At 72.3% G+C, this 25,066-nt stretch carries 23 protein-coding genes and 2 pseudogenes; 15 read left to right on the forward strand and 10 right to left on the reverse strand.

Annotated elements, in window-relative coordinates; translation table 11 throughout:
- Nucleotides 1-101 precede the first annotated feature (101 nt).
- The gene (locus ABTX60_RS27980; protein WP_352099782.1) at nucleotides 102-1,355 is read right to left on the reverse strand and encodes an SGNH/GDSL hydrolase family protein; all 1,254 of its coding nucleotides are present in this window, start codon (nucleotides 1,353-1,355) and stop codon (nucleotides 102-104) included.
- A gap of 213 nt (nucleotides 1,356-1,568) precedes the next feature.
- Between ABTX60_RS27980 and ABTX60_RS27985 the strand changes: the two genes are divergently transcribed.
- The 5 genes from ABTX60_RS27985 to ABTX60_RS28005 all read left to right on the forward strand — a co-directional run bounded on the left by ABTX60_RS27985 (nucleotide 1,569) and on the right by ABTX60_RS28005 (nucleotide 7,792).
- Nucleotides 1,569-2,246: an AIM24 family protein gene (locus ABTX60_RS27985; RefSeq protein WP_352099783.1), complete on the forward strand. Its 678-nt coding sequence runs from the start codon at nucleotides 1,569-1,571 to the stop codon at nucleotides 2,244-2,246.
- A 172-nt stretch (nucleotides 2,247-2,418) separates the two neighbouring features.
- Nucleotides 2,419-3,474: a tetratricopeptide repeat protein gene (locus ABTX60_RS27990; RefSeq protein WP_352099784.1), complete on the forward strand. Its 1,056-nt coding sequence runs from the start codon at nucleotides 2,419-2,421 to the stop codon at nucleotides 3,472-3,474.
- A gap of 251 nt (nucleotides 3,475-3,725) precedes the next feature.
- Nucleotides 3,726-4,706, forward strand: coding sequence for a polyprenyl synthetase family protein (locus tag ABTX60_RS27995; RefSeq protein ID WP_352099881.1), 981 nt, complete (start codon nucleotides 3,726-3,728; stop codon nucleotides 4,704-4,706).
- 125 nt (nucleotides 4,707-4,831) lie between these two features.
- Nucleotides 4,832-5,791 (forward strand): threonine/serine dehydratase family protein, encoded by a 960-nt coding sequence (locus tag ABTX60_RS28000; RefSeq protein ID WP_352099785.1) that lies wholly within the window; start codon nucleotides 4,832-4,834, stop codon nucleotides 5,789-5,791.
- A 333-nt stretch (nucleotides 5,792-6,124) separates the two neighbouring features.
- Nucleotides 6,125-7,792, forward strand: a complete 1,668-nt coding sequence (locus tag ABTX60_RS28005) for a serine/threonine protein kinase (RefSeq protein WP_352099786.1) — start codon at nucleotides 6,125-6,127, stop codon at nucleotides 7,790-7,792.
- On the opposite strand, the gene ABTX60_RS28010 is transcribed toward ABTX60_RS28005, so the two are convergent.
- Nucleotides 7,784-9,235 (reverse strand): serine hydrolase domain-containing protein, encoded by a 1,452-nt coding sequence (locus tag ABTX60_RS28010; RefSeq protein ID WP_352099787.1) that lies wholly within the window; start codon nucleotides 9,233-9,235, stop codon nucleotides 7,784-7,786. The genes ABTX60_RS28005 and ABTX60_RS28010 overlap by 9 nt on opposite strands.
- A 72-nt stretch (nucleotides 9,236-9,307) precedes the next feature.
- Here ABTX60_RS28010 and ABTX60_RS28015 point away from each other — a divergent pair, with 72 nt between their 5' ends.
- Entirely contained in the window at nucleotides 9,308-10,279 is a 972-nt protein-coding gene (locus ABTX60_RS28015) for an LLM class F420-dependent oxidoreductase (RefSeq protein ID WP_352099788.1), read from the forward strand.
- On the opposite strand, the gene ABTX60_RS28020 is transcribed toward ABTX60_RS28015, so the two are convergent.
- Nucleotides 10,176-10,871: a hypothetical protein gene (locus tag ABTX60_RS28020; protein ID WP_352099789.1), complete on the reverse strand. Its 696-nt coding sequence runs from the start codon at nucleotides 10,869-10,871 to the stop codon at nucleotides 10,176-10,178. The genes ABTX60_RS28015 and ABTX60_RS28020 overlap by 104 nt on opposite strands.
- Before the next feature lie 160 nt (nucleotides 10,872-11,031).
- On the opposite strand from ABTX60_RS28020, the gene ABTX60_RS28025 reads away from it, so the two are divergent.
- The 3 genes and pseudogenes from ABTX60_RS28025 to ABTX60_RS28035 form a co-directional block, all read left to right on the forward strand.
- Nucleotides 11,032-12,060 carry a hypothetical protein gene (locus tag ABTX60_RS28025; protein WP_502992413.1) on the forward strand — a complete coding sequence of 343 codons (1,029 nt, stop codon included), beginning with the start codon at nucleotides 11,032-11,034 and terminating at the stop codon, nucleotides 12,058-12,060.
- A gap of 62 nt (nucleotides 12,061-12,122) precedes the next feature.
- Complete coding sequence (locus ABTX60_RS28030; RefSeq protein ID WP_352099791.1) at nucleotides 12,123-12,548, forward strand: SsgA family sporulation/cell division regulator; 426 nt, start codon at nucleotides 12,123-12,125, stop codon at nucleotides 12,546-12,548.
- An 82-nt stretch (nucleotides 12,549-12,630) separates the two neighbouring features.
- Nucleotides 12,631-13,185 (forward strand): annotated as a pseudogene (locus ABTX60_RS28035) (DUF2238 domain-containing protein); the annotation flags it as partial.
- A 78-nt stretch (nucleotides 13,186-13,263) separates the two neighbouring features.
- Here the strand turns inward: ABTX60_RS28035 and ABTX60_RS28040 are convergent.
- Nucleotides 13,264-13,761, reverse strand: coding sequence for a DUF6328 family protein (locus ABTX60_RS28040; protein ID WP_352099792.1), 498 nt, complete (start codon nucleotides 13,759-13,761; stop codon nucleotides 13,264-13,266).
- A 147-nt stretch (nucleotides 13,762-13,908) separates the two neighbouring features.
- Between ABTX60_RS28040 and ABTX60_RS28045 the strand changes: the two genes are divergently transcribed.
- Nucleotides 13,909-14,277 (forward strand): hypothetical protein, encoded by a 369-nt coding sequence (locus tag ABTX60_RS28045; RefSeq protein ID WP_352099793.1) that lies wholly within the window; start codon nucleotides 13,909-13,911, stop codon nucleotides 14,275-14,277.
- Between the two features lie 9 nt (nucleotides 14,278-14,286).
- On the opposite strand, the gene ABTX60_RS28050 is transcribed toward ABTX60_RS28045, so the two are convergent.
- Nucleotides 14,287-15,270: an aldo/keto reductase gene (locus ABTX60_RS28050; RefSeq protein ID WP_352099794.1), complete on the reverse strand. Its 984-nt coding sequence runs from the start codon at nucleotides 15,268-15,270 to the stop codon at nucleotides 14,287-14,289.
- A 139-nt stretch (nucleotides 15,271-15,409) separates the two neighbouring features.
- Between ABTX60_RS28050 and ABTX60_RS28055 the strand changes: the two genes are divergently transcribed.
- Together ABTX60_RS28055 and ABTX60_RS28060 are read left to right on the forward strand one after the other, a co-directional pair.
- Nucleotides 15,410-17,134 (forward strand): cholesterol oxidase substrate-binding domain-containing protein, encoded by a 1,725-nt coding sequence (locus ABTX60_RS28055; protein ID WP_352099795.1) that lies wholly within the window; start codon nucleotides 15,410-15,412, stop codon nucleotides 17,132-17,134.
- A gap of 224 nt (nucleotides 17,135-17,358) precedes the next feature.
- Nucleotides 17,359-17,451: pseudogene (locus tag ABTX60_RS28060) on the forward strand (IS5/IS1182 family transposase); the annotation flags it as partial.
- On the opposite strand, the gene ABTX60_RS28065 reads toward ABTX60_RS28060, so the two are convergent.
- From ABTX60_RS28065 to ABTX60_RS28075, 3 genes are all read right to left on the reverse strand, one after another.
- Complete coding sequence (locus tag ABTX60_RS28065; protein ID WP_352099796.1) at nucleotides 17,450-18,481, reverse strand: S66 peptidase family protein; 1,032 nt, start codon at nucleotides 18,479-18,481, stop codon at nucleotides 17,450-17,452. The pseudogene ABTX60_RS28060 and the gene ABTX60_RS28065 sit on opposite strands and share 2 nt — an antisense overlap.
- Before the next feature lie 214 nt (nucleotides 18,482-18,695).
- The gene (locus tag ABTX60_RS28070; protein WP_352099797.1) at nucleotides 18,696-19,304 is read right to left on the reverse strand and encodes a TetR/AcrR family transcriptional regulator; all 609 of its coding nucleotides are present in this window, start codon (nucleotides 19,302-19,304) and stop codon (nucleotides 18,696-18,698) included.
- The gene (locus ABTX60_RS28075) at nucleotides 19,301-20,791 is read right to left on the reverse strand and encodes an MFS transporter (RefSeq protein WP_352099798.1); all 1,491 of its coding nucleotides are present in this window, start codon (nucleotides 20,789-20,791) and stop codon (nucleotides 19,301-19,303) included. The genes ABTX60_RS28070 and ABTX60_RS28075 overlap by 4 nt, the downstream gene beginning before the upstream one ends.
- 418 nt (nucleotides 20,792-21,209) lie before the next feature.
- Here ABTX60_RS28075 and melC1 point away from each other — a divergent pair, with 418 nt between their 5' ends.
- Nucleotides 21,210-21,578: an apotyrosinase chaperone MelC1 gene (gene melC1 / locus ABTX60_RS28080; protein ID WP_352099799.1), complete on the forward strand. Its 369-nt coding sequence runs from the start codon at nucleotides 21,210-21,212 to the stop codon at nucleotides 21,576-21,578.
- A gap of 32 nt (nucleotides 21,579-21,610) precedes the next feature.
- Nucleotides 21,611-22,432, forward strand: a complete 822-nt coding sequence (gene melC2, locus ABTX60_RS28085; protein WP_104786365.1) for a tyrosinase MelC2 — start codon at nucleotides 21,611-21,613, stop codon at nucleotides 22,430-22,432.
- Here the strand turns inward: melC2 and ABTX60_RS28090 are convergent, their stop codons facing one another.
- Together ABTX60_RS28090 and ABTX60_RS28095 are read right to left on the reverse strand one after the other, a co-directional pair.
- Entirely contained in the window at nucleotides 22,433-23,146 is a 714-nt protein-coding gene (locus tag ABTX60_RS28090) for a ribonuclease H family protein (RefSeq protein WP_352099800.1), read from the reverse strand.
- A 42-nt stretch (nucleotides 23,147-23,188) separates the two neighbouring features.
- On the reverse strand, nucleotides 23,189-23,986 hold the full coding sequence (locus ABTX60_RS28095; RefSeq protein ID WP_352099801.1) for a VOC family protein: 798 nt from the start codon (nucleotides 23,984-23,986) through the stop codon (nucleotides 23,189-23,191).
- A gap of 165 nt (nucleotides 23,987-24,151) precedes the next feature.
- On the opposite strand from ABTX60_RS28095, the gene ABTX60_RS28100 reads away from it, so the two are divergent.
- Nucleotides 24,152-25,051 carry an SGNH/GDSL hydrolase family protein gene (locus tag ABTX60_RS28100; RefSeq protein ID WP_352099802.1) on the forward strand — a complete coding sequence of 300 codons (900 nt, stop codon included), beginning with the start codon at nucleotides 24,152-24,154 and terminating at the stop codon, nucleotides 25,049-25,051.
- The last annotated feature ends 15 nt before the right edge of the window (nucleotides 25,052-25,066 follow it).

Consider the following 25,066-nt stretch of genomic DNA (forward strand, 5'->3'; position numbering starts at 1 on the left):
GAACGAGGCGGCCTGCGGCCGTGGTCCCCTCGTTCGACCCTGTCGTCGTCACGGGGCGTGGCACGCGCATCTGCCGCGTCGCCGCCGGCCGTCGGCAGGTCCTAGCCGGCCCGGCAGTCGAGGCTGTCCAGGTCGACGGCGTCGGCCATCGCCCGCATCCCCTGGTCGTTGGGGTGCAGATGGTCGCCGCCGTCGAAGGCGGGGCGGATGCGCTCGGGGTCGTCGGGGCTGCGCAGGACGCGGTCGAAGTCGGTGACCCCGTCGAACTCGCCGCTGTCCCGGATGAAGGCGTTGACCTGCCGTCGTACCGCCTCCCCGGCGGGGTCCCACTCCTGCCAGCCCTTGTAGGGGGCGATGGTGGCTCCGACGACGCACTTCCCGGCCGCGTGCGCTCGGCTGATCAGCCTGCGGTACCCGGCGATCAGCCCGGCACCGGTGGCGCCGGGTTCGGCCTTGATGTCGTTGACGCCCTGGAAGAGGAAGACCGTGCGCACGCCCGGCAGCGAGAGCGCGTCGCGCTGCACGCGGTTGAGGGTGCTCTGCCCGGGGCCGTCGAGGAGAACCTTGTTCGCGGCGATGCCCGCGTTGGCCACCCCCTCGACGCCCGTGCCGGTGGAATCGTTCAGGCGGCGGGCCAGGAAGTCGGGCCAGCGGCGGTCCCGGTCGGTGGTGGAATGCCAGCCGTCGGTGATGGAGTCGCCGAGTGCGACCACGGCCCCCGTCTTCTCGCGGGGCCGTACGGTGACGGCGTCGAGGTAGAACCAGGAACCGGTCCGCTGCTTCCAGTGGGTCGCGCCCTCCTCCGCGGCATGGTCGCCGACGGTCTTGTAGGACGTCTGCATCGCCAGCCAGTGTCCGGTGAGCGCGCCGCCCGCCCGGGGTACGTACATGCTGACGGCGAGGGTGCGCCCGGCCGGAACGCGGCCGGGCAGCGGGTCACTGTAGACGATGCCGCCGGCGGGGACGGTGACGGAGCGAGCGCCGTCGAAGGTCAGACGCTTGTTGGTGCCGGGGACGAGTGCGGCACCGGCCCGTCGCAGGCCGGCGTGGACGTTGGTGAACGTCGCCGGCCGGTCGCCGAAGGCGTTGGACAGCCGCACCCTGAGGCCGCTGCCGCCCACGCTGGTACGCACCATCAGCCGGTAACCGCGGCCGTCGGCCGCCCCGTCGGCCGCCTCGCTCAGATGGCCTGCGGACGAGGCCCAGGTGACCACACTGGGCCCGGCCGCCCTCGGCGGACTGGGCGGTGGGCCGGGCCGCTCCTGGGGCACCGTGCCGGTCCCGCAGCCCAGCGCGACGCAGCAGGTGAGGGCGGCCAGGGCGGCTCGGCAGCGGGGGCGGGCGGTGCGGGACATCTTCGGCTGCGCTCCTTCGGCCGGTCGGGGCGGGTGCGGGCGGAGGTCGTCCCGGCGTACCTCACCGTAGTGGTGCGGTCGGCAGCGCTGTGCAGGTGGTCCCGACGGGCGTGCCGTCCCTTGCGGTCTGTGAAGCGGCATGAGCCGTGGGTGGCGGAAGCGGCCGCCCGCGTGTTCTTGGCGGAGGGAGACGCTCCGGGCGAGGATGCCCGGATGAAGGGTGACCTCTTTTCAAGTGAGCACGTGGTGCAGCCGGCCGTGGCGCCGGGCATGACGGTCGAGAACGCCAAGTGCGTCCGCTACACGGTGAACGGCGAGATGCTCGCCCGGCAGGGAGCGATGATCTCCTACCGCGGCGACCTCCAGTTCGAGCGCAAGGGCCAGGGCGTGGGCGGCATGCTCAAGCGCGCGGTCACCGGGGAGGGCCTGCCGCTGATGGCGGTGCGCGGGCAGGGCGAGGCCTGGTTCGCGCACGAGGCACAGAACTGTTTCATCGTCGACGTCGAGCCGGGCGACGAGTTCACGGTCAACGGCCGCAACGTCCTGTGTTTCGACGCCACGTTGTCGTACCGCATCGCCACCGTGAAGGGCGCCGGCATCACCGGCGGCGGCCTGTTCAACAGCGTCTTCACCGGGCACGGCAAGCTGGGCCTGGTGCGCGAGGGCAACCCGCTCGTCATCCCGGTCTCGTCCCGGTACCCGGTGTACGTCGACACCGACGCGATCGTGGGATGGACCGCGGGACTGCAGACCTCGCTGCACCGCTCGCAGTCCATCGGGTCGATGCTGCGCGGCGGCTCCGGCGAAGCGGTGCAACTGGTGCTCCAGGGCGAGGGGTACGTCGTCGTCCGGCCCAGCGAGGCGACACCGCACAAAGCCGGCCAGCACTGAACGCCCCTCAGGTGATCTGCGCCTCAGAGGCAACCCGGTCCGTACCGCCGACGTCTTGATCGGCAACAGGTGCTGCCCTGGCCCTTGTGGCCAGGGCAGGTTCTCACCCTTCTATGCACACCATGTATACGCGCTGTGTATACATGGTGTGCATACGGACCGAAAGGCATCGATGTACGGCAAGGCATTCGCCCCGGAGTACCAGGGCGCGCTCACCACCCTGTCCGTCAACTCCTCGCTGACCGACGTCCTGGCCGCAGGCACCGAGCAGCTGAGGGCCGCGGAGCGTGCGGGACAGCCGGGGGAGGCGGCGCGCTCCGGACTCGCGGTGGCCGAGGCACACCGCCGGCTGGGCCGGGTCGAGGAGGCGGAGCGGGCCTGGAAGGCGAGCTACCGCGCGGCCCGGCAGGCCGGGGACCTCGGGGCGATGGCCTGGGCGTTGTGGAGTGGCGGCACGCTGGCCCGGCAGCGCGGCGCGCTCCCGCTGGCCCGCAGGCTGCTTCAGCTGGCGGCCGACCTGGGCGAACGCGGTGGGGACGTCGTCGTCCGGGGCTATTCGCTGGCCGGGCTGGCCGAGACCGGCCGCATCCAGGGCGACTACGAGGCCGTCGGCAGACTGCACGAGCAGCTGCTCGCCGAAGCCCGGCGGCGCGGCGAGGCGCGGCACACGGTGTGGGCCCTGGAGGGCATCGCGCAGATGCACCGCAACACCGGCCGCTACGACTCGGCGTACGCGCTGTTCGAGGAGGCCGCCGGGATCGCCGCTCGTGCCGACGACCACCGCGGCCACGCCTGGGCGCTGCGCGGGCTGGCCGATGTGGTGTCGGTGCGCGACCAGGACACCGAGCGGGCCCTGGGGCTGCTGACCGAGGCGGAGGCGACGTGCCGCACGATGCGGCTGTCCAGTGCTCTCGCCTACAACCACAAGATGCGCGGCAACGTCCTTTACCGGGCGGGGCGTTACGAGGAGGCGCGTGAGCTGTACGAGGAGGCGCTCGCGGAGTTCCGCGAGATGAGCGAGCCGCGCGGGGAGGCACTCTCCCGGCTGGGACTCGCCAAGTCCCTGGCCCGCCTGGGCCGCGATCGTGAGGAGACGGCGGCCGAACTGGCCGACCTCGCCGTCCTGCTGGAGCGCATCGGCCTGCAGCACGCCCGCCGGATGGTGGCCCGGGCCCATGAGGAGCTCGGCATACCGTCGGCCGGGCAGGCGACGGGGGCGGCCCTGTGACGGCGCTGCCGACGACGGTGGAGACAGCCCGCAGGAGCGCCACGGCGGCACCGGCGCCGGTCACGCAGGCGCCGCCGGCCCGGGAAGCCGGACAGGCGGCGCACGAGGGCACGACGACACCGGCCCCGGCCCCGGCCGCCGCGCGGCCGTCACGCCAGGGCACGGCGCCCGAGGCGTCCGCAACGGCACGGACGGCGCGCCGGGGCGAGCCGCACGATCGCGCGGCCGACGCCGGTGACGTCCCCGCGGTTCTGGGCCGCTGCCGCGCCCTGGTCCGGCCCGCCCTGGAAGAAGCCGTGGGGCGACTGCACCCCTGGGTGGGCGAGATGGCCGCGTACTCCTTCGGCTGGTGCGAGGTCGGGGGTGCGCCGGCCGTGGCCCCGGGTGGCAAGGGCGTGCGGCAGGCACTGGCTGTGCTCGGCGCGGAGGCGGCCGGTGCGCCGGGCCGGACCGGGGTGGCGGCGGCGGTCGCGGTGGAACTGGTCCACACCTTCTCCCTGCTGCACGACGACATCATGGACGGCGACGCGGACCGGCGCAGCCGCCCCACCGTCTGGAAGGCCTATGGCACGGGTCCCGCGGTGCTGGCGGGCGACGCCCTGTTCGCCTTGGCCGTCGAGACGCTGGCCGCGCGGCCCGGTGGTGCGGCGGGCGTGCGGACGCTGTCCGCGGCGCTGGGTGACCTGGTGCGCGGACAGGCGGACGACCTGCTGTTCGCCGACCGCCCGTGGACCGGCCCGGAGCGGGTACGACCCGAGGAGTACCGGGCGATGGCGGAGCACAAGACGGGCGCGCTGCTCGGCTGTGCGGCGGCGCTCGGTGCCGTGCTCGGCGGTGCCCGTCCCGAGACGGCCGCCGCGCTCGACCGGGCGGGCCGGCACCTGGGGGTCGCGTTCCAGATCGTCGACGACGTGCTGGGCATCTGGGGTGACCCCGATGTCACCGGCAAACCGGTCCACGGTGATCTGCGTGAGCGGAAGAAGACGTTTCCGGTGCTGGTGGCCCTCGGTTCCCCGATGGGCGGCCGGATCGCGTCACTCCTGAAGTCGGGTGCGGCGACCGGCACGGCGGCCGCGCTCATCGAGGAGGCCGGCGGCCGTGCAGCGGCCCTCGCGGAGGCCCGCCGGCACCTCACCGCCGTCGAGACCTCACTCGCCGGAGCTCCGTTGGCAGCGGAGGCCGCCGGGGACCTGCGGTCGCTGCTGGAGTACCTGGTGCGGCGCGACGTCTGAGCCGCCGGGCTCGGGTGCGCCGGTGGCACAGGGCGTACCCGCGCACCGCTTTGACCTCGGCACCCTCGGCACGCCAGGGTTCGATACGGCGCGTTCCGCGACCCCGCGCCGGAAGGACACCTGCCATGATCGGCATGCTGGAGATCGAAGCCGCGGCCGCGCGAATCGCCGGGCACGTCGTGCGCACCCCGACCGTGGACAGCCCGGGGTTGTCGGCGCTGCTCGGTGCACCGGTCACCGTGAAACTCGAACTGCTGCAGCGCACCGGCTCGTTCAAGGCACGCGGAGCGGCGGCGAAGCTGCTGTCGCTGGGCGCGGCCGAGCGGGCCGCCGGGGTCGTGGCGGTCAGCGGCGGCAACCACGGGATCGCCGTCGCGACCATGGCCGCGGCCCTCGATGTGAAGGCCACGGTGGTGATGCCCCGTTCGGCACCCGCCCGTGCCGTGGAGATCGCGGAGGAGGCCGGCGCGTCGGTGCGGCTGACCGACGACATGGACGGCGCGTTCGCGCTCATGACGCGGCTTCAGCAGGAGGGTCTCACCCTGGTCCATCCCTTCGACGATCCCGCGGTGATCGCCGGGCAGGGCACGGTCGGGCTGGAGTTCGCCGCCGACGCCGGTGAACTCACGGACGTGCTCGTGAGCATCGGGGGCGGCGGCCTGATCGCCGGTGTCGCAGCCGCGCTGCGGGCGTGCCGGCCCGGCGTGCGGGTGTGGGGCGTGGAGACCGAGGGCGCCCAGGCCATGTCCGAGGCGCTGGCGGCGGGCGGCCCGCGACCGGTCGACCTGTCGTCGATCGTCTCCACCCTCAGCGCTCCGTCCGTGTCGCAGCTGACGTACGACCATGTATCCGCGCTGGTCACCGAGGTCCTCGTCGTTCCGGACCGGGAAGCCGTGCGGGGCGTGCTGGACCTGGCCGAGCACGCCAAGGTGTGGGCCGAGCCGGCAGCGGGCTGCCTGCTGCCCGCGGCCCGGCAGGTCCTGGAACGGGTCGGTGACGGTGCGCGGCTCGGCCTGGTGGTGTGCGGGGGCAACGCGACGACGGACGACGTGTTCGCCTGGTCGCGTCGCTTCGGGCTGCGCTGACGCTCCGGCCCCTCCCGGGAATCCGTCGCGCAATTCATCGGAGGGCTCCGAGTTCAGACGTTGCACCCCTCCGCATTTACCGCCGGTTACCACCAGGCAGGGCTCGAATTCGCGGATCAACGGGCCGCGGCGGGCGAATTCCTCGCGCCCGTCGTGCCCCGGCCCGCCGAGGTGAGCCGCGCCGGGGACTCGAAAAACCCTCTTTCTTCGCACACTTGCTCCCACCCTTTGAACAAAAGACAGGAACGAGGACCGAGTTGCGATCCGTTTGAACGCAGGCCGCCTCACCCCTCGTACTTCTGGAAAAGGTGAGAGCCAGGTTTCCAGCGAGGGATGGCCATGGGCAGGGCGCACGTCTCCACACACCAGTTGGTCGCCGGCCGGTACCGGCTGCTCGAGATCATTCACCGCGAGACCAACCGCATCTGCTGGTACGCCGAGGACACCGGGGCCGGCGAGATCCCCCGCCCGTGCCTCGTGACCCAGATCGGGCTTCCGGAGGACCCCCGCGGGGCCGAGCGCCGGGCCGCCGCCCGCCTGCTGCGCACGACCGAGAACATGGCGCTGCTGTGCCCCGGCCGGATCGCCGCGGTCGTCGACGCGGTCGAGGAGGCCGGCGCCCTGTGGACGGTCAACGAGTGGATCGACGGCACCCCCCTCGGTGAACTCCTCTCCGAGCAGGGCACGTTCAACTACGTGCGGGCGGCGCGGATCGGCCTGGAGCTGCTCGACGTGCTGGACGCCGCGCACGCCGAGGGCATCACGCACGGCGAACTCAGCCCCGGACAGGTGTTCGTGCGCGAGGACCACTCGGTCGTCGTCACCGGCTTCGGCCTGGCCGGCGCGACCCTCGCGCCCCGCCTGACGGCACCCGCGTTCGCCTCCCCGGAGCAGGCCCGCGACCAGCGCATCGGCCCCGCGGCCGATCTGTGGGCGCTGGGCGCGATCCTGTACACGACGGTCGAGGGGCGCCCGCCCTTCCGGGACCGGGGGCGCCCGGAGAACACACTGAAGGGCGTGGACCGGCTTCCGCTGCGCACGCCGGTGCGCGCCGGGCCGCTCACCCAGGTCGTGCAGGGGCTGCTCCGCAAGGACTCGCGAGAGCGGCTGACCCGCCCGGTGGTGCGTGAGGCGCTGACCCGCGCCCTCAGCGAGGACCCCGAGGCCGCCCTGGCCGCGGCACCGGTCCCGCGGCTGCGCGGCGCGTACGCCGCGGTGCGGACCGGGAACCCTGCGTGGAGCAGACGGACCGTGGTGGCGGGAACGGCCCTGGCCGTCGTCACCGTGGCGGTCGCCGTGCTCGCCGCGACCCAGGGGCTGCCCGGCACGGACGGCGGCAGCGACGCGGCCGAATCCCCGGCCCGGCCCCCGGCCTCCGCCGCCACTCCGGGCGAGGGCACCGGCGGCGACAGCGCCGAACCGTCCGGGGCGCCCAGCCCGCCCGCGTCCCCCTCCCCCACATCCACTCCGTCCTCCCCGGCCCCCCCGCCGCCCGAGCCCACCCCCACACGCACCCCCTCCTCCCCGGCCACGGCCCTGCCGGCCGGCTTCCAGCGCTACCGGGCGGCGGAGGGCTTCTCCGTCGCGCTCCCCAAGGATTTCGAGCGGCTGGACACCGACCGCGACGGCGAGGTGTACCGCGTCGTCTTCGGCGCCGAGGACGACGACCGCACGCTGGCCGTCACCTACAGCGACCAGGCGGGCCCGGACCCCGTGGCCGTGTGGCGGGACGACGTCGAACCCAACCTCAAACAGGCGGACGGTTACGACCGGATCGGCGCGATCCGCGCGACGACGTACCAGGGCCGCAAGGCCGCCGACATGGAGTGGACGGCATACGTCGACGGCACCCGGGTGCACACCTACGGCCGGGGCTTCCTGCTCGGTGGGGGGCGGAGCTTCTCGCTGCGCTGGACCACGCCGGACGCCGACTGGGACACGGCCGCCAACCAGGAGGCGTTGCGCACCTTCTTCAAGACCTTCCGGCCGGAGTCAGACTGACCGGCGCGGGGCGCGCAGGGCGGTGAGGGGGCCGGGGTGCAGCGGAGGGGTGCGCCAGTGCGCGGTGAGGGTCCCCTCCGCGAGGGAGCAGGTCAGCGCCAGGCGGTGCGGGGTCTCCAGGAAGAGCACGTCCACGGCCAGCGTGCCGCCTTCGGTCCAGCCGCCGCTCACCGCTGTCGGGACGGGTTCCTCGGCGACCGTCCAGCCCTCCCGCGCGATCCGCAGGTCGAGCCGGTCCGGACGGTCCGGCCGGTCCCCCTCTCCGGTGAGGGTGAGCGTCCAGCCGCCGGTGTGCCGGGTGAGCGCGGCCGAGCGGACCGGTCCGGCCGCATCGGCGGGCGTGAACGCGGCGCCCGCCCAGTCCCGCTCCCTGCCGGAGGGTGCGGGACGGCCCGGGGCGGGCGGCAGCGCGAGCCGGCCGAGACGCTCCCGCAGCTCCGCGTCGGCGGCCTCGCGGCCGGTCAGCGGCTTGGAGCCGAAGGCGGGCAGCAGATGCGTCCAGACCAGGTTCAGGTACTCCTGCATCCGCTCGGTCGCCGAGGTTGCCGCGATCACCACGTCATGCTCCGGCAGCACCAGGCAGAACTGGCCGAACGCGCCGTCGCCCCGGTAGCCGTGCCGTGACGTCCAGAACTGGTAGCCGTAGCCCTGGTCCCAGTCCTGCCGGTCCACGTCTCCCATCTGGCCGGCGGTCGGTGTGCGGGGGTGTGAGGCGCGGGCCGCCCACCCCTCGGGCAGCAGCCGCTCGCCCTCCCAGAGCCCGTCGCGCAGATACAGCTGTCCGAACCGGGCGATCGCGTCGGTGGTGGCGTGCAGGCCGCTGAAGCCGAGCTCGCGGCCCGTGCGGTCCCACAGCCAGGCCACCTCGCCGATGCCCAGCGGATCCAGCAGCCGAGGCCGCAGGTACGCGGTGAGCGGCTGCCCCGTCACCCGCTGGACGATCGCGGCGAGCGTGTAGGTGGCGGGCTGGTTGTAGGCGAAGACGGTGCCCGGGTCGGCGTCCGGGGGCAGCAGCAGGAATTGCCGGACGGGCTCGGCGACGCCCCGCCGGAAGGCCTCGTCGACGGTGTCCCGCCGGTGGCCGCTCGCCATGGACGCCACGTGCCGCACCAGCATGGCCCGGCTGCGCGGGTCGGTGATGTCGGCCTGGAACTCCGGGAAGTACGAGGTGACGGGCGCGTCGAAGTCGAGCAGCCCCTCGGCCTCGGCCAGGGCGGCGGCGGTCGCGGTGAAGCTCTTGCTGAGCGAGTACAGCAGGTGGCGGCGTCCGGCGGTGTACGGCGCCCACCAGCCGGCGGCGACCAGCTGCCCGTGCCGCATGATCATCAGGCTGTGCGGCTCGATGTCGGGCGCCGCTTCGAGGGCGTCGAGGAAGGCGAGCACACCGCAGGCGTCGACGCCTTGTGCGGCGGGGGTGGAGTGCGGCAGGGCCGGGGCGCTCATGCAGGCATCCTGCACCCGCCGGCGACCTTGATCGAGCCGTTTTCAAGTCCTGTGTCAGGGGACTCGCCGGTTATGGTGCAAATCGGATACACGATGATGACCGAGCAGGCCGGCCCCCGAGAGCTCGTGGACCATGTGGTGCGGGCCGAGGAGGCGGGCTTCGACTTCTCGGTGACCTCCGACCACTACTTCCCGTGGCTGCGCTCGCAGGGCCACTCGCCCTACGCGTGGGCCGTGCTCGGTGCGGCGGCCCAGGCCACGTCACGTATCCCGCTGATGACGTACGTGACGTGTCCGACGTTCCGCTACCACCCGGCGGTGGTGGCGCAGAAGGCCGCGACGCTGCAGTTGCTGTCCGAGGGCCGGTTCCGGCTGGGGCTGGGATCGGGCGAGAACCTCAACGAGCACGTGGTGGGCGGCGGCTGGCCGTCCGTCGACGTGCGGCACGAGATGTTCGAAGAGGCCGTGGAGATCATCCGGGCCCTGTTCCAGGGCAAACACGTCAACCATCGCGGCACGCACTTCGACGTGGAGTCGGCCCGGCTGTGGGACCTGCCGGACGAGGCGCCGCCCATCGGCATCGCCGTCTCCGGGGAGCGGTCCTGCGAACTCGCGGGCCGGCTCGGCGACCTGGTCATCGCCACCGAGCCCAAGGCCGGGCTGCTGGAGTCGTTCGACCGGCACGGCGGCCGGGGCAAGCCCCGCGTGGGCCAGCTGCCGGTCTGCTACGACCCCGACCGGGACGCTGCCGTTGAGCGGGCGCACTCCCAGTTCCGCTGGTTCGGCAGCGGCTGGAAGGTCAACTCGGAGCTGCCGCACCCGGATTCCTTCGAGGCGGCGACCCAGTTCGTCACGCGGGACGACGTCGCCGACGCCATCCCGTGCGGTGACGATCCCGGCGCGTTCGTCGAGGCCGTCCGACCGTACGCCGAGGCCGGATTCACCGAGGTCGCCCTGGTGCAGATCGGCGGTGAGTCGCAGCCGGCGTATCTGGACTGGTCGGAGAAGACCCTGCTGCCGGCGCTGCGGGACGCGTTCGGCTGAAGTCCTCGGCCAGCGCCTGCACGATCTGCTCGACCAGTTGAGCCCTCCGCCCCGGGGGGCTCTTCTTCACGAGCGCGCTGATCCGCTGGGCCTCCTCGGTCGTGGGCAGGTACCCCGCCAGGAGCAGGGGCAGCAGCAGGCGCCGGACGAGCACTTCGCTGGCCGAGCTGACCTGCGGCCTGCGCAGCACCGAGACGTTGACCCGGATCGCGTGCTCGTTGCCCGGCGGGACTCCCGGCCGGTCCGTCTCGATCGCGGCATAGCGGTAGCCGTGCGCCCGGTCGCAGGGAGGGCAGCCGGCCGGGCCGCGCGTGAGCCGGTCGCCGCAGTCGGGGCACCGGAGCCGGTCGAAAGCGGCGTCCACCAGCCGCCAGTCGTGCCGGTCGGGTTCGGCGACGACCATCTCGGCCAGTGCCCGCTCCTGGTCACCGCCCCCCGTCGTGTCCCACTGCCGCAGGAAAGCGGCCCACTCCCCCTCGACGATGCCGTCCACCAGGTCGCGGCAGACGCCGCAGTCGGGGGCACCGCCGTACTGGTGACCGCCGCACTCGACACAGCGGCGCAGTGCCTCGTCCTCACCTGTTCGCACCATGCCCGGCATCCTCGCGCACCCGCGCCCGGGTGCGACAACGGTTTTCGCGCAGGCCGCACGGGCGGTGAACGGCGAGGTCAGCCGGTGCCGCTAGGCTTCCGTGCGCACCTCGTGCCATCCGATCTGCCCCGCCTCAGGAGAGTCGTCCGTGACCGTAGCCATGACCCCGCCCGAGACGTCCCCCGCCCCGCCGGCGCCCGTGTCCGACCTGGTCGCGCGGGACGCGCGGGAGTTCGGGGCGTACGCCCGGACCGGAGGGTGGGCCTTCGGGCTGAAGGTGGCGCGCAGTGTGCGGCCCGGCGGGCAGGGTGCGGACGAGACGCCGAAGGTGTCCGCGAAGGAGTTCGCTGAGCTCGCGGGCTGCTCCCCGGAGCGGGTCATGCGCTACTACAAGGCGTGGGACCGGGCGGCGGACGACGGGATGGTCCCGCAGTTCGAGGCGCTGACGCCGGGTCAGGAGGTGGACCTGCCGGACGCCGACGTGTGGCTGAGCTACTACGTCTCCCGCAACAGCGCCACCTCCGAGCGCGGCACCGCCATCTCCGAGGCGGCCGAGGCAGAGGGCATCCGGCCCACGAAGGCACTGGAGGTCGCGGAGAACCCCACCGCCCTGCGGGCCGCGATCCTCGCCGACCCCTCCACCGCCCGCGCGGCCCGCCAGGCCCTGCTGGACCGGGTCCGTGAGGACGCGGACCTCCAGTCGGAGCTGGCTCGCGACGTCGTGCGCACCGACGAGCTGAAGAAGGCAGTCGCCGGTGAGAGCAGGGCGGCCGACCGGATCGGATACGTGCGCCAGATCGCCGAGTCGGGGCAGATCAAGACGCCCGCCGGACAGACCGTCGACGCGCCCTCCGACCTTCGCCAGGAGGCCGAGCGGCACCTGTCGCTGATCGACGAGCTGGACGAGGGCGAGGACGCCGGCGAGTGGGCCGCCGAGGCGTACGACACCATGAAGTCCCTCGTGGTCGAGGCCGTGGAAGCGGACCCGGGGCTGCGGGTGCAGGAGCGGCGCACGAAGTTCTACAGCAGCCTGCAGAAGGCGACCAAGGTGTTCGAGGAGCTGACCTTCGACGACGCCGGGGAGTTCTACGAGGACGACATGGTGCAGCGTCTGGAGGACCTCCAGCGGGCGGTCGCCGTCTGCATCGAGTCGCTGCGGGGTGCCCGCGGGAATCACCCGGCCGGCTGAGCATTTCGGCGGAATCGGGGGTACTAGAGGGCTCTACGTCGGTTCTTTCCGGAGGCCCCCTCGTGAACTCGTTCGTCCACAAGACCCTGGTGGTGCAGCTCCAGGCGGGTGACACGGAACGTTTCTCCGTGCTCGCCCACCTGAGCTACGACGCCGCGGACCCGTTCGCCGTCACCGTGGTCTTCAGCCATGACGGCCGTGTCCTGGCCCGGTGGCAACTGGACCGGGAGATGCTCGGCGAGGCGCTGCGCCGTCCGGTCGGGGTGGGCGATGTGCGGATGCGCCCGCAGTCCCGGGGGATGTGGCAGGAGCTGCGCATGGAGTTCCTCGGCGATGCCCGTCCCGACGGCGGCCGGCACCACGCGGTGGTGTTCGGGTGGGCGCCCGGGTTCGCGGCGTTCCTGCGGGAGACCCACGACATGGTCCCCCCGGGCCATGAGGAGGTCCACGTCGACGACTTCCTGGAGGGGGTCCTCGCCGGGGGCTGACCGCGGCCGGGATGAGTAGGCGTACTCATGCCGGGGGCCCGCCCCCGCCACGACGATGGGCTCCCCTGAAGAGGAGCCCGCCATGTCCGCTGTGTCCGACGTACGCCCGGGTCGCCGGCCGTCGCTGCCCACCGCCCTCGCCTGGGGCGTGCTCGTGGTGCTGGTCCTGTCCGGATGGCACCCGCACGACCGCATGACCTGGTTCCTGGAGGTCGTCTGGGTCGTCGTGGGCCTGCCACTGCTGGTCCTGACCCGGAGGCGTTTCCCGCTCACCGGCCTGCTGTGCTGCCTGCTGGCGGCCCACGCCGTGGTGCTGATGGTGGGCGGCCATTACACGTACTCCGAGGTGCCGCTCGGCGACCTGGTCCGGGACGCCTTCGGTCTGGACCGCAATCCCTACGACCGGTTCGGCCACCTGATGCAGGGCTTCGTCCCGGCCGTGCTGGTGCGCGAACTGCTGGTGCGCACCTCGCCGCTGCGCGGCAGCCGCTGGCTCGCGCCGCTGACCGTGTGCGCCTGCCTGGCCTTCAGCGCCGTCTTCGAGATGCTCGAGTGGGCGGCCGCCGTGGCCGGCGGGCATGCGGCGGACGCCTTCCTGGCCACCCAGGGCGACGTCTGGGACACGCAGTGGGACATGTTCTGCGCGCTGATCGGGGCGATCACGTCGCTGCTGCTGCTCAGCCGGCCGCACGACCGGCAACTGGCCGCGTTGCCGTCACCGCGAGGTGTAGCGGTGGCGGGTCCACAGCGGCAGGACGAACCAGCACAGCAGGTACCAGCCGACGACACCGGCGACGAGGTAGGGCACGAAGCCGTCGTGCGTCGCCACGCGCAGGATCAGCAGCAGTGACGCGGTCGTCGTGGCGAGCAGCAGCACGAGGCCGAGCAGGGTGAGCCGTGAGGCCAGCTGGACCGCCTGGGGTTTGACGCGCCGCCCGGAGACAAGGCGGTGCAGGGACACCGGTCCTATCAGCGCCCCGGTCGCGCAGGCGCCCAGGACGACCGTGACGAGGTAGATCGTCTGGTCGGTGCCGGAGAGATCGTCGTACTTCGCGGTGAACACCACGGTGAGCAGGAAGCCGAACAGGATCTGGACGCCCATCTGCGCCACGCGGACCTCCTGGATGAGCTCCTGCCACATCCGGTCCGCTCTCTCCTCCTCCGTCTCGTTGCGCCCCCGGCGCATGGCCCCACCCTCAGCCGCGTCCGCCACTGTTCCTCCCGGTGTGAGATCCGAGCCCTCCTCCTTCCCGGGTTCCCCGGAACGACTCCCCGTCCCGGGAGCGCGGCGGTTTGAGCGATCAGGGGACGGTTACACGGACGGCGCGAATGACGCAGAGTCCTAGGAGGTCGTGGACGCATGTCCGGTACGCAGCTCACCGTGACACTCAGTGGCGGAGGCCCCGACGACGCACGGGCGGTCGTCCGGGCCCTGGAAGGCACGTTCGGTGCGCCGGACGAGCTCCCCGCCGACGGGAACGCGACGGTCCACACGGCGACCTTCGACGGGGAGAGCGGCGCGGGTTCCGCCGGGAGCGGCGCGGGTTCCGCCGGTGGTGACGGAAAGGCCTCCCGGCGGCTGTCCGCGCCGGTGACCGTCACCGTGCAGGGCAGCCCCGAGGCCGTGCGGCGGGCGAGCGACACGCTCACCCAGGTCTTCACGGCTCGCGACGACGGTGCCGCCTCCGGCGACCAGGAGCAGGAGAGGCAGCTGCTCCTGGAGCCGTGAGAGCCGGCTTCACCAGCGGGATTCGACCTGGTCCTTGATGCGCCGGTCGTACAGGTCGCGGATCGCCGCCAGGGTCTCGCCGGGCAGCTCCGGGAGGCGGGCGGCGGCCGCGTTGGCCCGGGCCTGCTCGGGCGAGCGCGCGCCGGGGATCACGGTCGTGACGCCGGGCTGCTCGGCGATCCAGCGCAGGGCCAGCTGGGCCGGGGTGTATCCCTCGGGGGCGAGTGCCGCGAATTCGGCGGCCGCCTCCACGCCGGTCGCGTAGTCGACGCCGGAGAAGGTCTCGCCCTGGTCGAAGGCCTCGCCGTGCCGGTTGTAGGTGCGGTGGTCGTTCTCCGGGAAGACGGTGTCCCGGGTGTACTTGCCCGACAGCAGGCCTGAGGCCAGCGGTACCCGGGCGATGATGCCGACGCCCGCCGCACGGGCGGCCGGGAGCACCTCGCGCAGGGGCTTCATGCGGAACGGGTTGAGGATGATCTGCACGCTCGCCACGTTCGGCCGGGCGATCGCGGTCAGCGCCTCCGCACAGGTCTCGACGCTGACGCCGTAGGCGGCGACCCGCTCCTCCTCGACCAGGGTGTCGAGGGCGTCGAACACCTCGTCGGCTGAGTAGACGGGGGTGGGCGGGCAGTGCAGTTGCACCAGGTCGATCCGGTCGACGCCGAGGTTGCGCCGGCTGCGGTCGTTCCAGGCGCGGAAGTTGTCCAGGACGTAGTTCGCGGGGATCTGGTCGACGCGGCGGCCCATCTTCGTGGCGACCATGACGTGCAGGTCCGGGCGCCCGCTCAGGAACGTGGCGATGGTCTGCTCGCTGCGGCCGTCGCCGTACACGTCGGCGGTGTCGAAGAAGGTCACCCCGGCCTCGGCCGCCGCCTCCAGCACTGTGAGGGCTTCCTTGTCGTCGACGTCTCCCCAGTCGGCCCCCAGCTGCCAGGTGCCCAGACCGATGACGGAGGCGTGCTGACCCGACCTGTCGAATGTGCGCTCGTCCATGTGCGTCAGTCTGTCACCTGTCACGACACCGCGCGGAGCGTATCCATCCGGCCCGTCGAGTCCACCTAATTCACTCACACGAGTGAATCAACGCGACAGGAACACGTCACGTGTCAACCGGCCCCTAGCGTGACCTCACGTGACCACCGGTTCAGCGAACAACCACCCGCCGGGCGCCTCGTCCTGGACGCGCCGACGCCTCCTCCTCACCGCCGCCGCGCTGGCCGCCGTACCCGGTCTGCCGGCGGATCCGGCGGCCGCCGCCGAAGAGCTGCCCGACTTCCCCGCGGACGTCGCGCTGTACCGCTCGGCGTACCGGAACTGGGTCGGCGAGATCACCGCCGACGGTCTGTGGGCCTGTGCGCCGGACGGCCCGGACCAGGTGGCCGCCGTCGTCAACTGGGCGTGGCGGCACGGGTGGCGGGTGCGCGCCCGGGGCGCCTCGCACGGCTGGTCGCCCCTGACGGTCACGGAGGGGACGCCGTCCGGTGCGCCGGTCCTCCTCGTCGACACCACGCCCCACCTCACGGGCCTCGCCCTGGACTCCCCCACCGCCGTGCGCGCCGGAACCGGGGTGACCATGGAGGCCCTGCTGACCTTCCTGGAGGAGCACGGCCTCGGCGTCACCGCCGCTCCCGCCCCCGGCGTGCTGACCCTGGGCGGCGCGCTCGCCGTCGACGCGCACGGCACCGCGGTTCCAGCGCGGGGTGAGCGACGGCGGTCCGGGCACACGTACGGCTCGCTCAGCAATCTGATCCTGTCCCTGACCGCGGTCGTGTGGGATTCCGGGGCCGGTGCGTACGTGCTCCGCACGTTCCGCCGCGACGAGGCGGACTGCGCCGCGCTGCTGACCCACCTCGGGCGGTCCCTCGTGACCGAGGTGGTGCTGCGGGCGGGCGCGAACACCGACCTCAGGTGCGTGAGCCGTACGGACATCCCGGCCGGGGAGCTGTTCGCCGCGCCCGGATCGGGCGAGGGGCGGACCCTCACGCGTTTCCTGGACGAGGCGGGGCGGGTGGAGGCGATCTGGTTCGCCTTCACCGAGCACCCCTGGCTGAAGGTGTGGAGCGTCTCCCCCACCCGGCCGCTGACCTCGCGGAAGGTGACCCGGCCGTACAACTACCCGTTCTCCGACAACGTCCCGGGGCCGGTGGCGGAGCTGGTCGGGCGGATGACGTCGGACGCGGCCTGGTACCTGGCGCCGGTGCTCGGCACCGCGCAGTACGAGGCCGCGGCGCTGGGGCTGGTGACGACGCTCTCCGCCGATCTGTGGGGGCCGTCCAAGAACACGCTGCTGTATCTGAAGCCGAGCACGCTGCGGGTGCACGCCGACGGCTACGCGGTCCTCACCTCGCGGGACGGGGTGCAGCGGGTGGTCTCCGAGTTCGCCGCCTTCTACCGCGAGCGGCTGGCCGCGTACGCCGCCCGGGGCAGCTTCCCGGTCAACGGCTCGGTGGAGATCCGAGTGACAGGTTTGGACGACCCGAGCGACGTAGGGGTGCCCGGGGCCCGCCCGCCGCTGCTGTCGGCGCTCCGGCCGCCCGACGACCACCCCGAGTGGGACACGGCCGTGTGGCTGGATGTCCTCACGCTGCCGGGCACGCCGGACGCGGAGGCCTTCCTGCGCGAGATCGAACGGTTCCTCCTGCGCAGGTTCGACGGCGGTTTCGCGCTCACCCGCGTGGAGTGGTCCAAGGGGTGGGCGTACACGGACGACGGAGTGTGGAGCGACGAGGAGGTGCTGGGCGACGTCGTTCCGGCGGCGGTCGGCTCCGCCGAGTGGGCCGAGGCGGACACGGTGCTGGACCGGCTCGACCCGCACCGCGTGTACGGCAACGCTTTCCTGGACCGGCTGTTCGACTAGGAGCTGTCCGGGCGGGCGGTCATGTGACTGCCCGGTGCCCGGGTCGTCGTCGCGAGCACGGGGCGGGGCGATGTGGCGTCTACGTCGCACCCCGCTCGGCGAGGCGCTGGTCGCCGGTTCGGGCTGAGGGCTCGGATCAGCACTGCTCCTGACGTGCCGCCAGCAGACGATCGCGCGGCCGAGGATGAAGAAGACCTGGTGGATGTCGGCGCGGATTTGCAGCGGATACACAGTCGGCGGCACCAGAAGGCCGGAAGGCCGTCAATCGCGCTCACGCAAAGATCCGCGCGCTCGGCGAGCAAGCCATGGCGACTCTCACTGATCCGCGTGGCTCAACCGACCGGTCCCGTCGCCACGAGCACGTACTACCGGTTCGAGCAGCGACAACGTTTTCTCCTCCGCGTCGAGGGCGACGCGCAGGCCGACCGGCATCGGCAGATTCGGGCCTGCGTGCCCGACCTCGAAGTTGCCCAGGATGGGGATGTCGCGGTCCCCGACGACGTCGAGGACGATCTCGGCCAGGGTCGGGGAGCCGTCTGGTGAGTCGAGCCCGTCGATCGCCTCCGGAACTCCCACGACCATGCCGGCGATCCGATCGAGGATGCCGCTGTGGCGCAGTATCTGCAGGTAGTTCCACACGTACGATGCCTGGCCGCCCGCCTCCTCCCAGAACAGGACCGCGCCGTCGAAGCATTCGAGCGGCAGCGCGAAGGGCGTCGCCTGCGCCAGCACGATGCGGTTGATGACGCCGCCGATCAGCGGACCTTCGGCACGCCCGGTACGCCAGCATTCCCACGACGGACTGGCAGGCAGCGCACCGATCGGTTCCGTGTCGGTCAGCAGCGTCGCGTACAGCTTCCCCAGCTCCGTTCGGCGGGCCGCGGACGCTCTTTGCCAGTGCCCGCCGAGTCCGGGCGTGGCCACGTCGGCATGGAATCCGACCAGGCCCGTGCGCGCGTAGAGCACCAGGTGCAGCAGGGAGATGTCGCTGTAGCCGAGGATCGGTTTGGGGTCGGCCCTGATCGCGTCGAAGTCGATCAGGTCGAGGTATCCGAATACTGTCTGGCCACCGTCGTGCGCGACGATCGCGCGCACCTCGGGGTCACGCAGCAGACTGTTGAACTCCTTGGCGATCTCGTCCGGCCGCGCCGCGCTCCACCAGCGGTGACGTCCGGCTTCGAGGAGCGGCGCGAGACGCACACGGAATCCCATCCGTTCGATCTCGGCCACGGCCCGTTCGAGAGCGGGCGCGTATCTGGCATCGAGCGGCCCCGACAGCGCCGCGACGACGACAAGGTCTCCGGGCACGAGGGCCCGAGGCCGCAGCAGCTGGGACGGCTGGGGCACTGCGGTGACAGTCACCGAGGAAGTATCCCGGCGCCTGCAACGACGCGCGACACATTTACCGATCGGCTCCCTCCCCAGGTTGGAAAGAGATGGTCCTCACGTTGCTGAGCACGCGTCACGTTGTTTCCGCTGACCGCCAGGACGACCGGCACGCCTTGCACTCGCTGGGCAGCAATGGCATCGACAGGTGCCACCGTTCGCCGGCGGTCTACGGCTACGAGCCCTTGGACTCATTCATCTGGGGCGTGAGATACGCCTGGACGGTCGGGGCGTACCGGTCCGTCAGGGCGTCGACGGTGCTCGCCCTCAGCTCGGGGCCGCGGGCGATGCCGTACATCACGCCCAGGCCGAGCAGGGTGGCGACGGCCAGTTCGGCGCGCAGGGCCGCGTCGGGGCCGGTGAGACGGTCGGTGAGACGGTCGGTCACCTGGGTACGGAAGTTGGCGCGCAGGATGTCGCCCTGCTCGCCGTGCAGGGGCGCGAAGACGATCCGCAGCAGCGGGTCGGCGCCCTGCTCGGACTGGCTGACCAGGACGTGCCGGACCATGTGCGGACCGAGGCCGTCGAGCGGCGCGGCGAGCAGCGCTTCGGCGTCGGTCTCGAAGGACATGACCCGGGCGAACAGCGTGTCCTTGTTGCCGAAGTACTTCAGGATCAGCGGCGGGCTCACTCCGGCGCGGTCGGCGACGGCCTTGAGGGTGATGTCGCCGTGTGCGTGCCTGGCCAGCAGGTACCGGGCCGCTTTCAGGATCGCCGTCCTGGTCGACTCGGCGTCCCTGCGGGCCGGTGAGGGCTTGACGGGTGGAGTGCTCACGGCACTCATGCTCCCTCCATCGCCTCGTCGCGCGCGCCCCGGGTGCGGCCCCGGGCCCGGTCCGGGCCGTCCCCGGCGTCCTCGGCGGAGTCGCCGGGGATGCACAGGGCCGCAGCGGCGGCCAGCAGGGCGACCGCTCCGGCCATCGCGAACGCCAGCAGATAGCCGTGCAGGGTGGGTACCGGCGCGCCGCCGACCGGGCTGGTGTGGTGGACCAGGACGGCGGCCACGGCGGCACTGGAGCCGGCCTGGCCGATCGTGCGCATCAGGACGTTGACGCCGTTGGCGGAAGCGGTCTGCCCGGGCGGTACGGCCCGCAGGATGAGGGTGGGCAGCGCCGAGTAGGCGAGGGTGGTGCCGATCGCGACGACCGTGGCCCCCGTGATGATCATCCACAGCTCACGGCTGTCGGCGATGCGGACGGCGTACCCGGCGGCGATGACCGTCGCCCCGAGGGCCAGGGTGATGCGCGGTCCGCGGGAGGCGGAGATACGGGCGGAGACGGGTGACAGCAGCAGCATGACGATGCCGCTGGGCAGCAGGCACAGCCCGGTGGCGACGATGGACAGCCCGAGCCCGTACCCGGTGGCCGCGGGCGCCTGCACCAGCTGGGCGGTGACGAGGGTGTTGGCGTAGAACGCGAACCCGGCGAGCAGCGCGGCCACGTGGGACAGGCCCACCCGGGGCCGGCCCGCCAGCCGCAGGTCCACCAGCGGCCGTTCGGCCCGCAGCTGCTGCCACGACCAGAGCGCGAGCACGACGAGGGCGGCGGCGAACAGACCCACGACACGGCCGCTGCCCCACCCCCACTGCCCGCCCTGCGACACCCCGAGCAGCAGGCACACCAGCCCGGTGGCCAGCCCGATCGTGCCCGGTACGTCGAAGCGGCCGGGCTCGCGCACCGGTGATTCGCGCACCGCCCACCACACCGAGGTCACGCCCGCGGCGCCGAGGGCGCCGGTCACCCAGAACATCGTGTGCCAGTTCGCGTACTGCACGATCACCGCGGCCAGCGGCAGGCCGAGCGCGGCGCCGATGCCGACGGTGGAACTCATCAGCGCCACAGCCGAGCCCCGGCGTTCCGGCGGCAGCTCGTCCCGCAGGATGCTGATGGACAGCGGAACGACCGCGGCGGCGGCACCGGACAGGGTGCGGGCGGCGATGAGCACGGTGATGTCGGAGGTCAGGGCACACAGGACCGAACCGGCGGTCATCAGCCCGAGGGCCGCCATGAGCACCCGCCGCTTGCCGTACATGTCGCCGGCCCGGCCCAGGACCGGCGTGAGGACGGCGCCGGAGAGCAGGGTGGCCGTCACCATCCAGGAGACCGTGCCCGCCGAGGCGCCGGTGAGCCGGGGCAGGTCGGGCAGCAGGGGCACGACCACGGTCTGCATGACGGCCATGAGGATGCCGCCGAACGCGAGCACCGGGACGGTGAGCCGTTCCCGCAGGGTGCTCGCGCCGGGCGGCTTGCGTATCGCGGGTGTCTGGTCCATAGGTGCTCCAGCGGGCCGACGCGCCGGTCGAGGGCGCGAGTGAATTGTCATTCACCATAACCGGTGAATAGTAATTCACCCAAGCTTATTACGCTGTGCAATTTGTCGTACACCCAGAGTGTCGCCGAGGATCAATGGGGACCCGACCGCCGGATCGCGCCAGTTTCGTGGCGTGACGCGCACCACGAGCAGGGGATCGCACCGGCAGAAACATCCGCCACTGCACCCTTCGCGGGTGGAATTTCCCCTTCCGCACTCGCACGGGCCCCTCGTGGAGCAAGATCATCTTCGTTCAACCTTGCACGACATAAGGGGAATTGCCCGGATCGCAGCCAACCGGCTCGCGTGGATTTCTCCCGGCAGCGGGCGGGCCGGTAGGCATGCGGGGTCATCAGCCGAACCCACCCAGGAGGTCCGTATGCCGGAACTCAGCCGTCGCAGCGCGCTCACCGCCGCGGCCGTCCTCGCCACGAGCGCGGGGGCCTTGTCAGCCGCCACCCCGGCCTCCGCCGCCGGGCACCACGACTCCCCCGGCACCTTCGACGAGGTCTACAAGGGCCGCCGGATACAGGGCCGTCCGGCCACCGGGTCCGGCCACCACGGCCATCACGGCGCGGGATACGCGGTGTTCGTCGACGGGGTGGAGCTGCACGTGATGCGCAACGCCGACGGCAGCTGGATCAGCGTCGTCAGCCACTACGACCCGGTCGCCACCCCGCGCGCCGCCGCCCGCGCCGCGGTGGACGAGCTGCAGGGCGCGCCCCTGCTGCCCTTCCCCGCCAACTGACCCTCCCCGAAAGGCATCTGGAGCACCCGCACATGGCTGTCCGCAAGAACCAGTCCACCCTGACCGCCGACGAGAAGCGGCGTTTCGTCGCCGCGCTGCTGGAGCTGAAGCGCAGCGGCCGCTACGACGAATTCGTCACGACGCACAACTCGTTCATCGTCTCCGACACCGACAACGGCGAGCGAACCGGGCACCGCTCACCGTCCTTCCTGCCCTGGCACCGAAGATTCCTCCTGGAGTTCGAGCGGGCACTGCAGTCGGTGGACGCGTCGGTGACGCTGCCCTACTGGGACTGGACGGTTGACCGTACGCCGCGCGCCTCACTGTGGGCGCCCGACTTCCTCGGGGGCACCGGACGGGAGCGGGACGGCCGGGTGACGGACGGACCGTTCTCCGCGTCCGGCGGGAACTGGCCGGTCGACGTGCGGGTCGACGGCCGTACGTTCCTGCGGCGCTCCCTGGGTTCCGGTACACGCGAGCTGCCGACGCGGGCCGAGGTCGAGTCGGTGCTGGCGATGCCGACGTACGACATGGCGCCCTGGAACAGCGGCTCGGACGGCTTCCGCAACCACCTCGAGGGGTGGCGGGGCGTCAATCTGCACAACCGCGTCCACGTCTGGGTCGGTGGGCAGATGGCCACCGGGGTCTCCCCCAACGACCCGGTGTTCTGGCTGCACCACGCGTACATAGACAAGCTGTGGGCGGAGTGGCAGCGCCGTCACCCCGGCTCGGGCTACCTGCCCACCGCGGGGACGCCGAACGTCATCGACCTGAACGAGACGATGCGGCCGTGGCACGACATGAGCCCGGCGGACCTTCTGGACCACACGCGGTTCTACACGTTCGACGTCTGATCAGACGCTCGCGCCCGAGCGGCACTCCGGGTGGCCCCAGCCGCTGTCGTTCTTGGCGATGGGCTCACCGGCCGCGTAGGAGCGGCCGCACTGGCAGCGGCCGGGGAACTTCGCCTTGATGGTGCGCGAGGAACCCTTGCCGCCCGCGGCCTTGGCCGTGCGGGCCGCGCCGCCGCGCGGGCGGGACCGGAGGGTCTTCGCCGGGGTGTCCGGGGAGGGCGGCGGCTCGGGAGAACCGAGGCCGCTGCCCGCGGGCTCCTGGACGACGGCGGCCTGGCTGGCGGCGCGGTCGGCGAAGTCGTTGAGCCGGTCGCCGTCGACCTGGTGGGCGGGGACGTAGCGGAACTCGACCGAGCGGCCGTCCAGGAGCTCGTCGATGCGCACGACGAGGTCCTGGTTGGCGACCGGCTTGCCGGCGGAGGTCTTCCAGCCGTTGCGCTTCCAGCCCGGCAGCCAGGTGGTGACGGCCTTCATCGCGTACTGCGAGTCCATCCGGACCTCGAGCGGCACGTCCGCATCGGTCGCCGCCAGCAGGCGCTCCAGCGCGGTGAGTTCGGCGACGTTGTTGGTGGCCTTGCCGAGCGGCCCCGCCTCCCACCGCTCCGGCGTCTCGGAGGCGTCGGCGATGACCCAGGCCCAGCCCGCGGGCCCCGGATTTCCCTTCGAAGCCCCGTCACACGCGGCCACAACACGTTCACGCATGCGCTCGATCATGCCATGGCCGCGGGGGGCCGTCCGGCCGGGAGGTCCGGCTGCTCAGGACACGTCGGTCAGCTTCGGCATCTCGCCCTCGGTCTTCGTGATGTCGATCACCGAGAAGTTCGCGCCCTGCGGATCGCTGATCGCCGCGAACCGGCCGAACGGGGTATCCATCGGACCGAACCGCGGCACGCCGCCCAGCTTGGTGGCCTTCGCGACGGCCTCGTCGCAGTCCTCGACGGTGAAGTAGACGTTGATGTAGGGCTGCATCTCGGGCGGGAACTCCTCGCCCATCCTCATCCGCCCCAGCACGGTGCGCTCACCCAGGTCGTAGACCCGGAAGTCCATCTCGCCGTCCTCCATGTCCCGCTGCCGGTAGGAGAACACGGCGGGGAAGAACGCGTCGGACTTCTCCGGCTCGCGGGTGAAGACCTCAGCCCAGGTGTACGCACCGGGTTCGGCCATCGCCTGGAAGCCCTCGTGGGTGCCGGCCTGCCAGACGCCGAAGACGACACCACCGGGGTCGCGGGCCAGGCACATGGTGCCGAGGTCGGCGACCCGCATCGGCTCCATCAGCACCTCACCGCCGTGATCACGGATCCGGGCGGCGGTGGCGGCGGCGTCCTGGGAAGCGAAGTAGAGGCACCACTGCGACGGCCCCTCCTGGCCCGGCATCGGCGGGACGACGGCGGCGACCGCCTTGCCGTTCACGGAGGCCTCCGTGTAGTTGCCGAACTCCGCCGCCGCCTCGGCGAAGGTCCAGCCGAGGACCTCGCCGTAGAAGTTCTTGGCCCCTTCGAGATCACCGAACATCGCGTCGGCCCAGCACGGGGCTCCTTCAGGTTGCACGGCCATGGCCACGGCCCTCCCCGCATGAGTGGAATCGTCTGTTTCCTCACGCTAGTCACCCGGGCGCGGACGCGCGCGTCGAGTGGGCCTACCCGCGGCGCACGTCTTCCCCTCGGCGCCCGGTTGTGTTTGCCTGAGTGCCATTTCGGTGGCCGGGGCGGGAGTTGCCGTATGCGCAAGCCGTGGGTCGTGGGGGTACTGCTGGCCGGGGTGCTCCTCGGCGGGTGCGGGGATCCCGCGTCCGCACCCGAGGAACCGGCACCGGCCGCACCACGCGCGTCGGCCACCACCCACCAGCGCGCCCCCGCCTCCCCAGGTCCGGAGCCGGAACGGGCGCCCACGGTGCTGTACCTGGGCGACTCGCTGGCGATGGAGGGGCACAAAGTCCTGGGCGAGGAGTTACGCCGGGACCTGAAGGCGAAGTACACCGCTGCCCCGTACTCCGGCACCACCCTGTGCGACTACCTGGAGGGGACGGCCGACCGCTCCCTGGTACCGGCCGCCGAGAAGGCCGCCGCGCTGGTGCGCAGGCTGCGGCCCGACGTCGTCGTCCTGCAGTTCTGGGGGAACTCCTGGGGCTACACGCCGTGCATGGACGGCATCACCTACGGCAAGTCCCCGGCCCGTTACTTCAGCCGCTACGACGCCGACGCGCGCCGGCTCTCGGAGCAGATCGCCGCGGCCGGGGGCGAGAGCCGCCCGCGGATCGTCTGGGTGTCGCAGGGGCCGGACCCGATCACCCCCGAGCGGGTCCGGCGCGTCAACGCGCTGTACGAGAGGCGTGCCGCGGCCTCGGGCGGCCTCGTGGCGGACGCCGGGAAGGCGGTGAGCCCGGCCACCGGCCGTTACACCTGGTCGCAGTACCTGCCGTGCACCGCTTATGAACGCGCCCGCCCCGGCTTGTGCACACAGCCCGGCCGCGACCGCACGGCCCTGCACCGCGACGACGACTATCTCCACTTCTGCCTGGCCCCCACGACCTCCAGGCCGAAGCCCTGTCCGGTCCGCTCCCCCGGGATTCTGCGCCTGGCCCGGGAGATCACCAAAACCGTTCGACAGGCGGCGCGTTGACCGCTCGAATGGGCG

Origin of the sequence: Streptomyces sp. NPDC126510 (genome assembly GCF_040302345.1) — a bacterium.
In the GTDB taxonomy this organism is placed as follows: Bacteria; Actinomycetota; Actinomycetes; order Streptomycetales; family Streptomycetaceae; genus Streptomyces.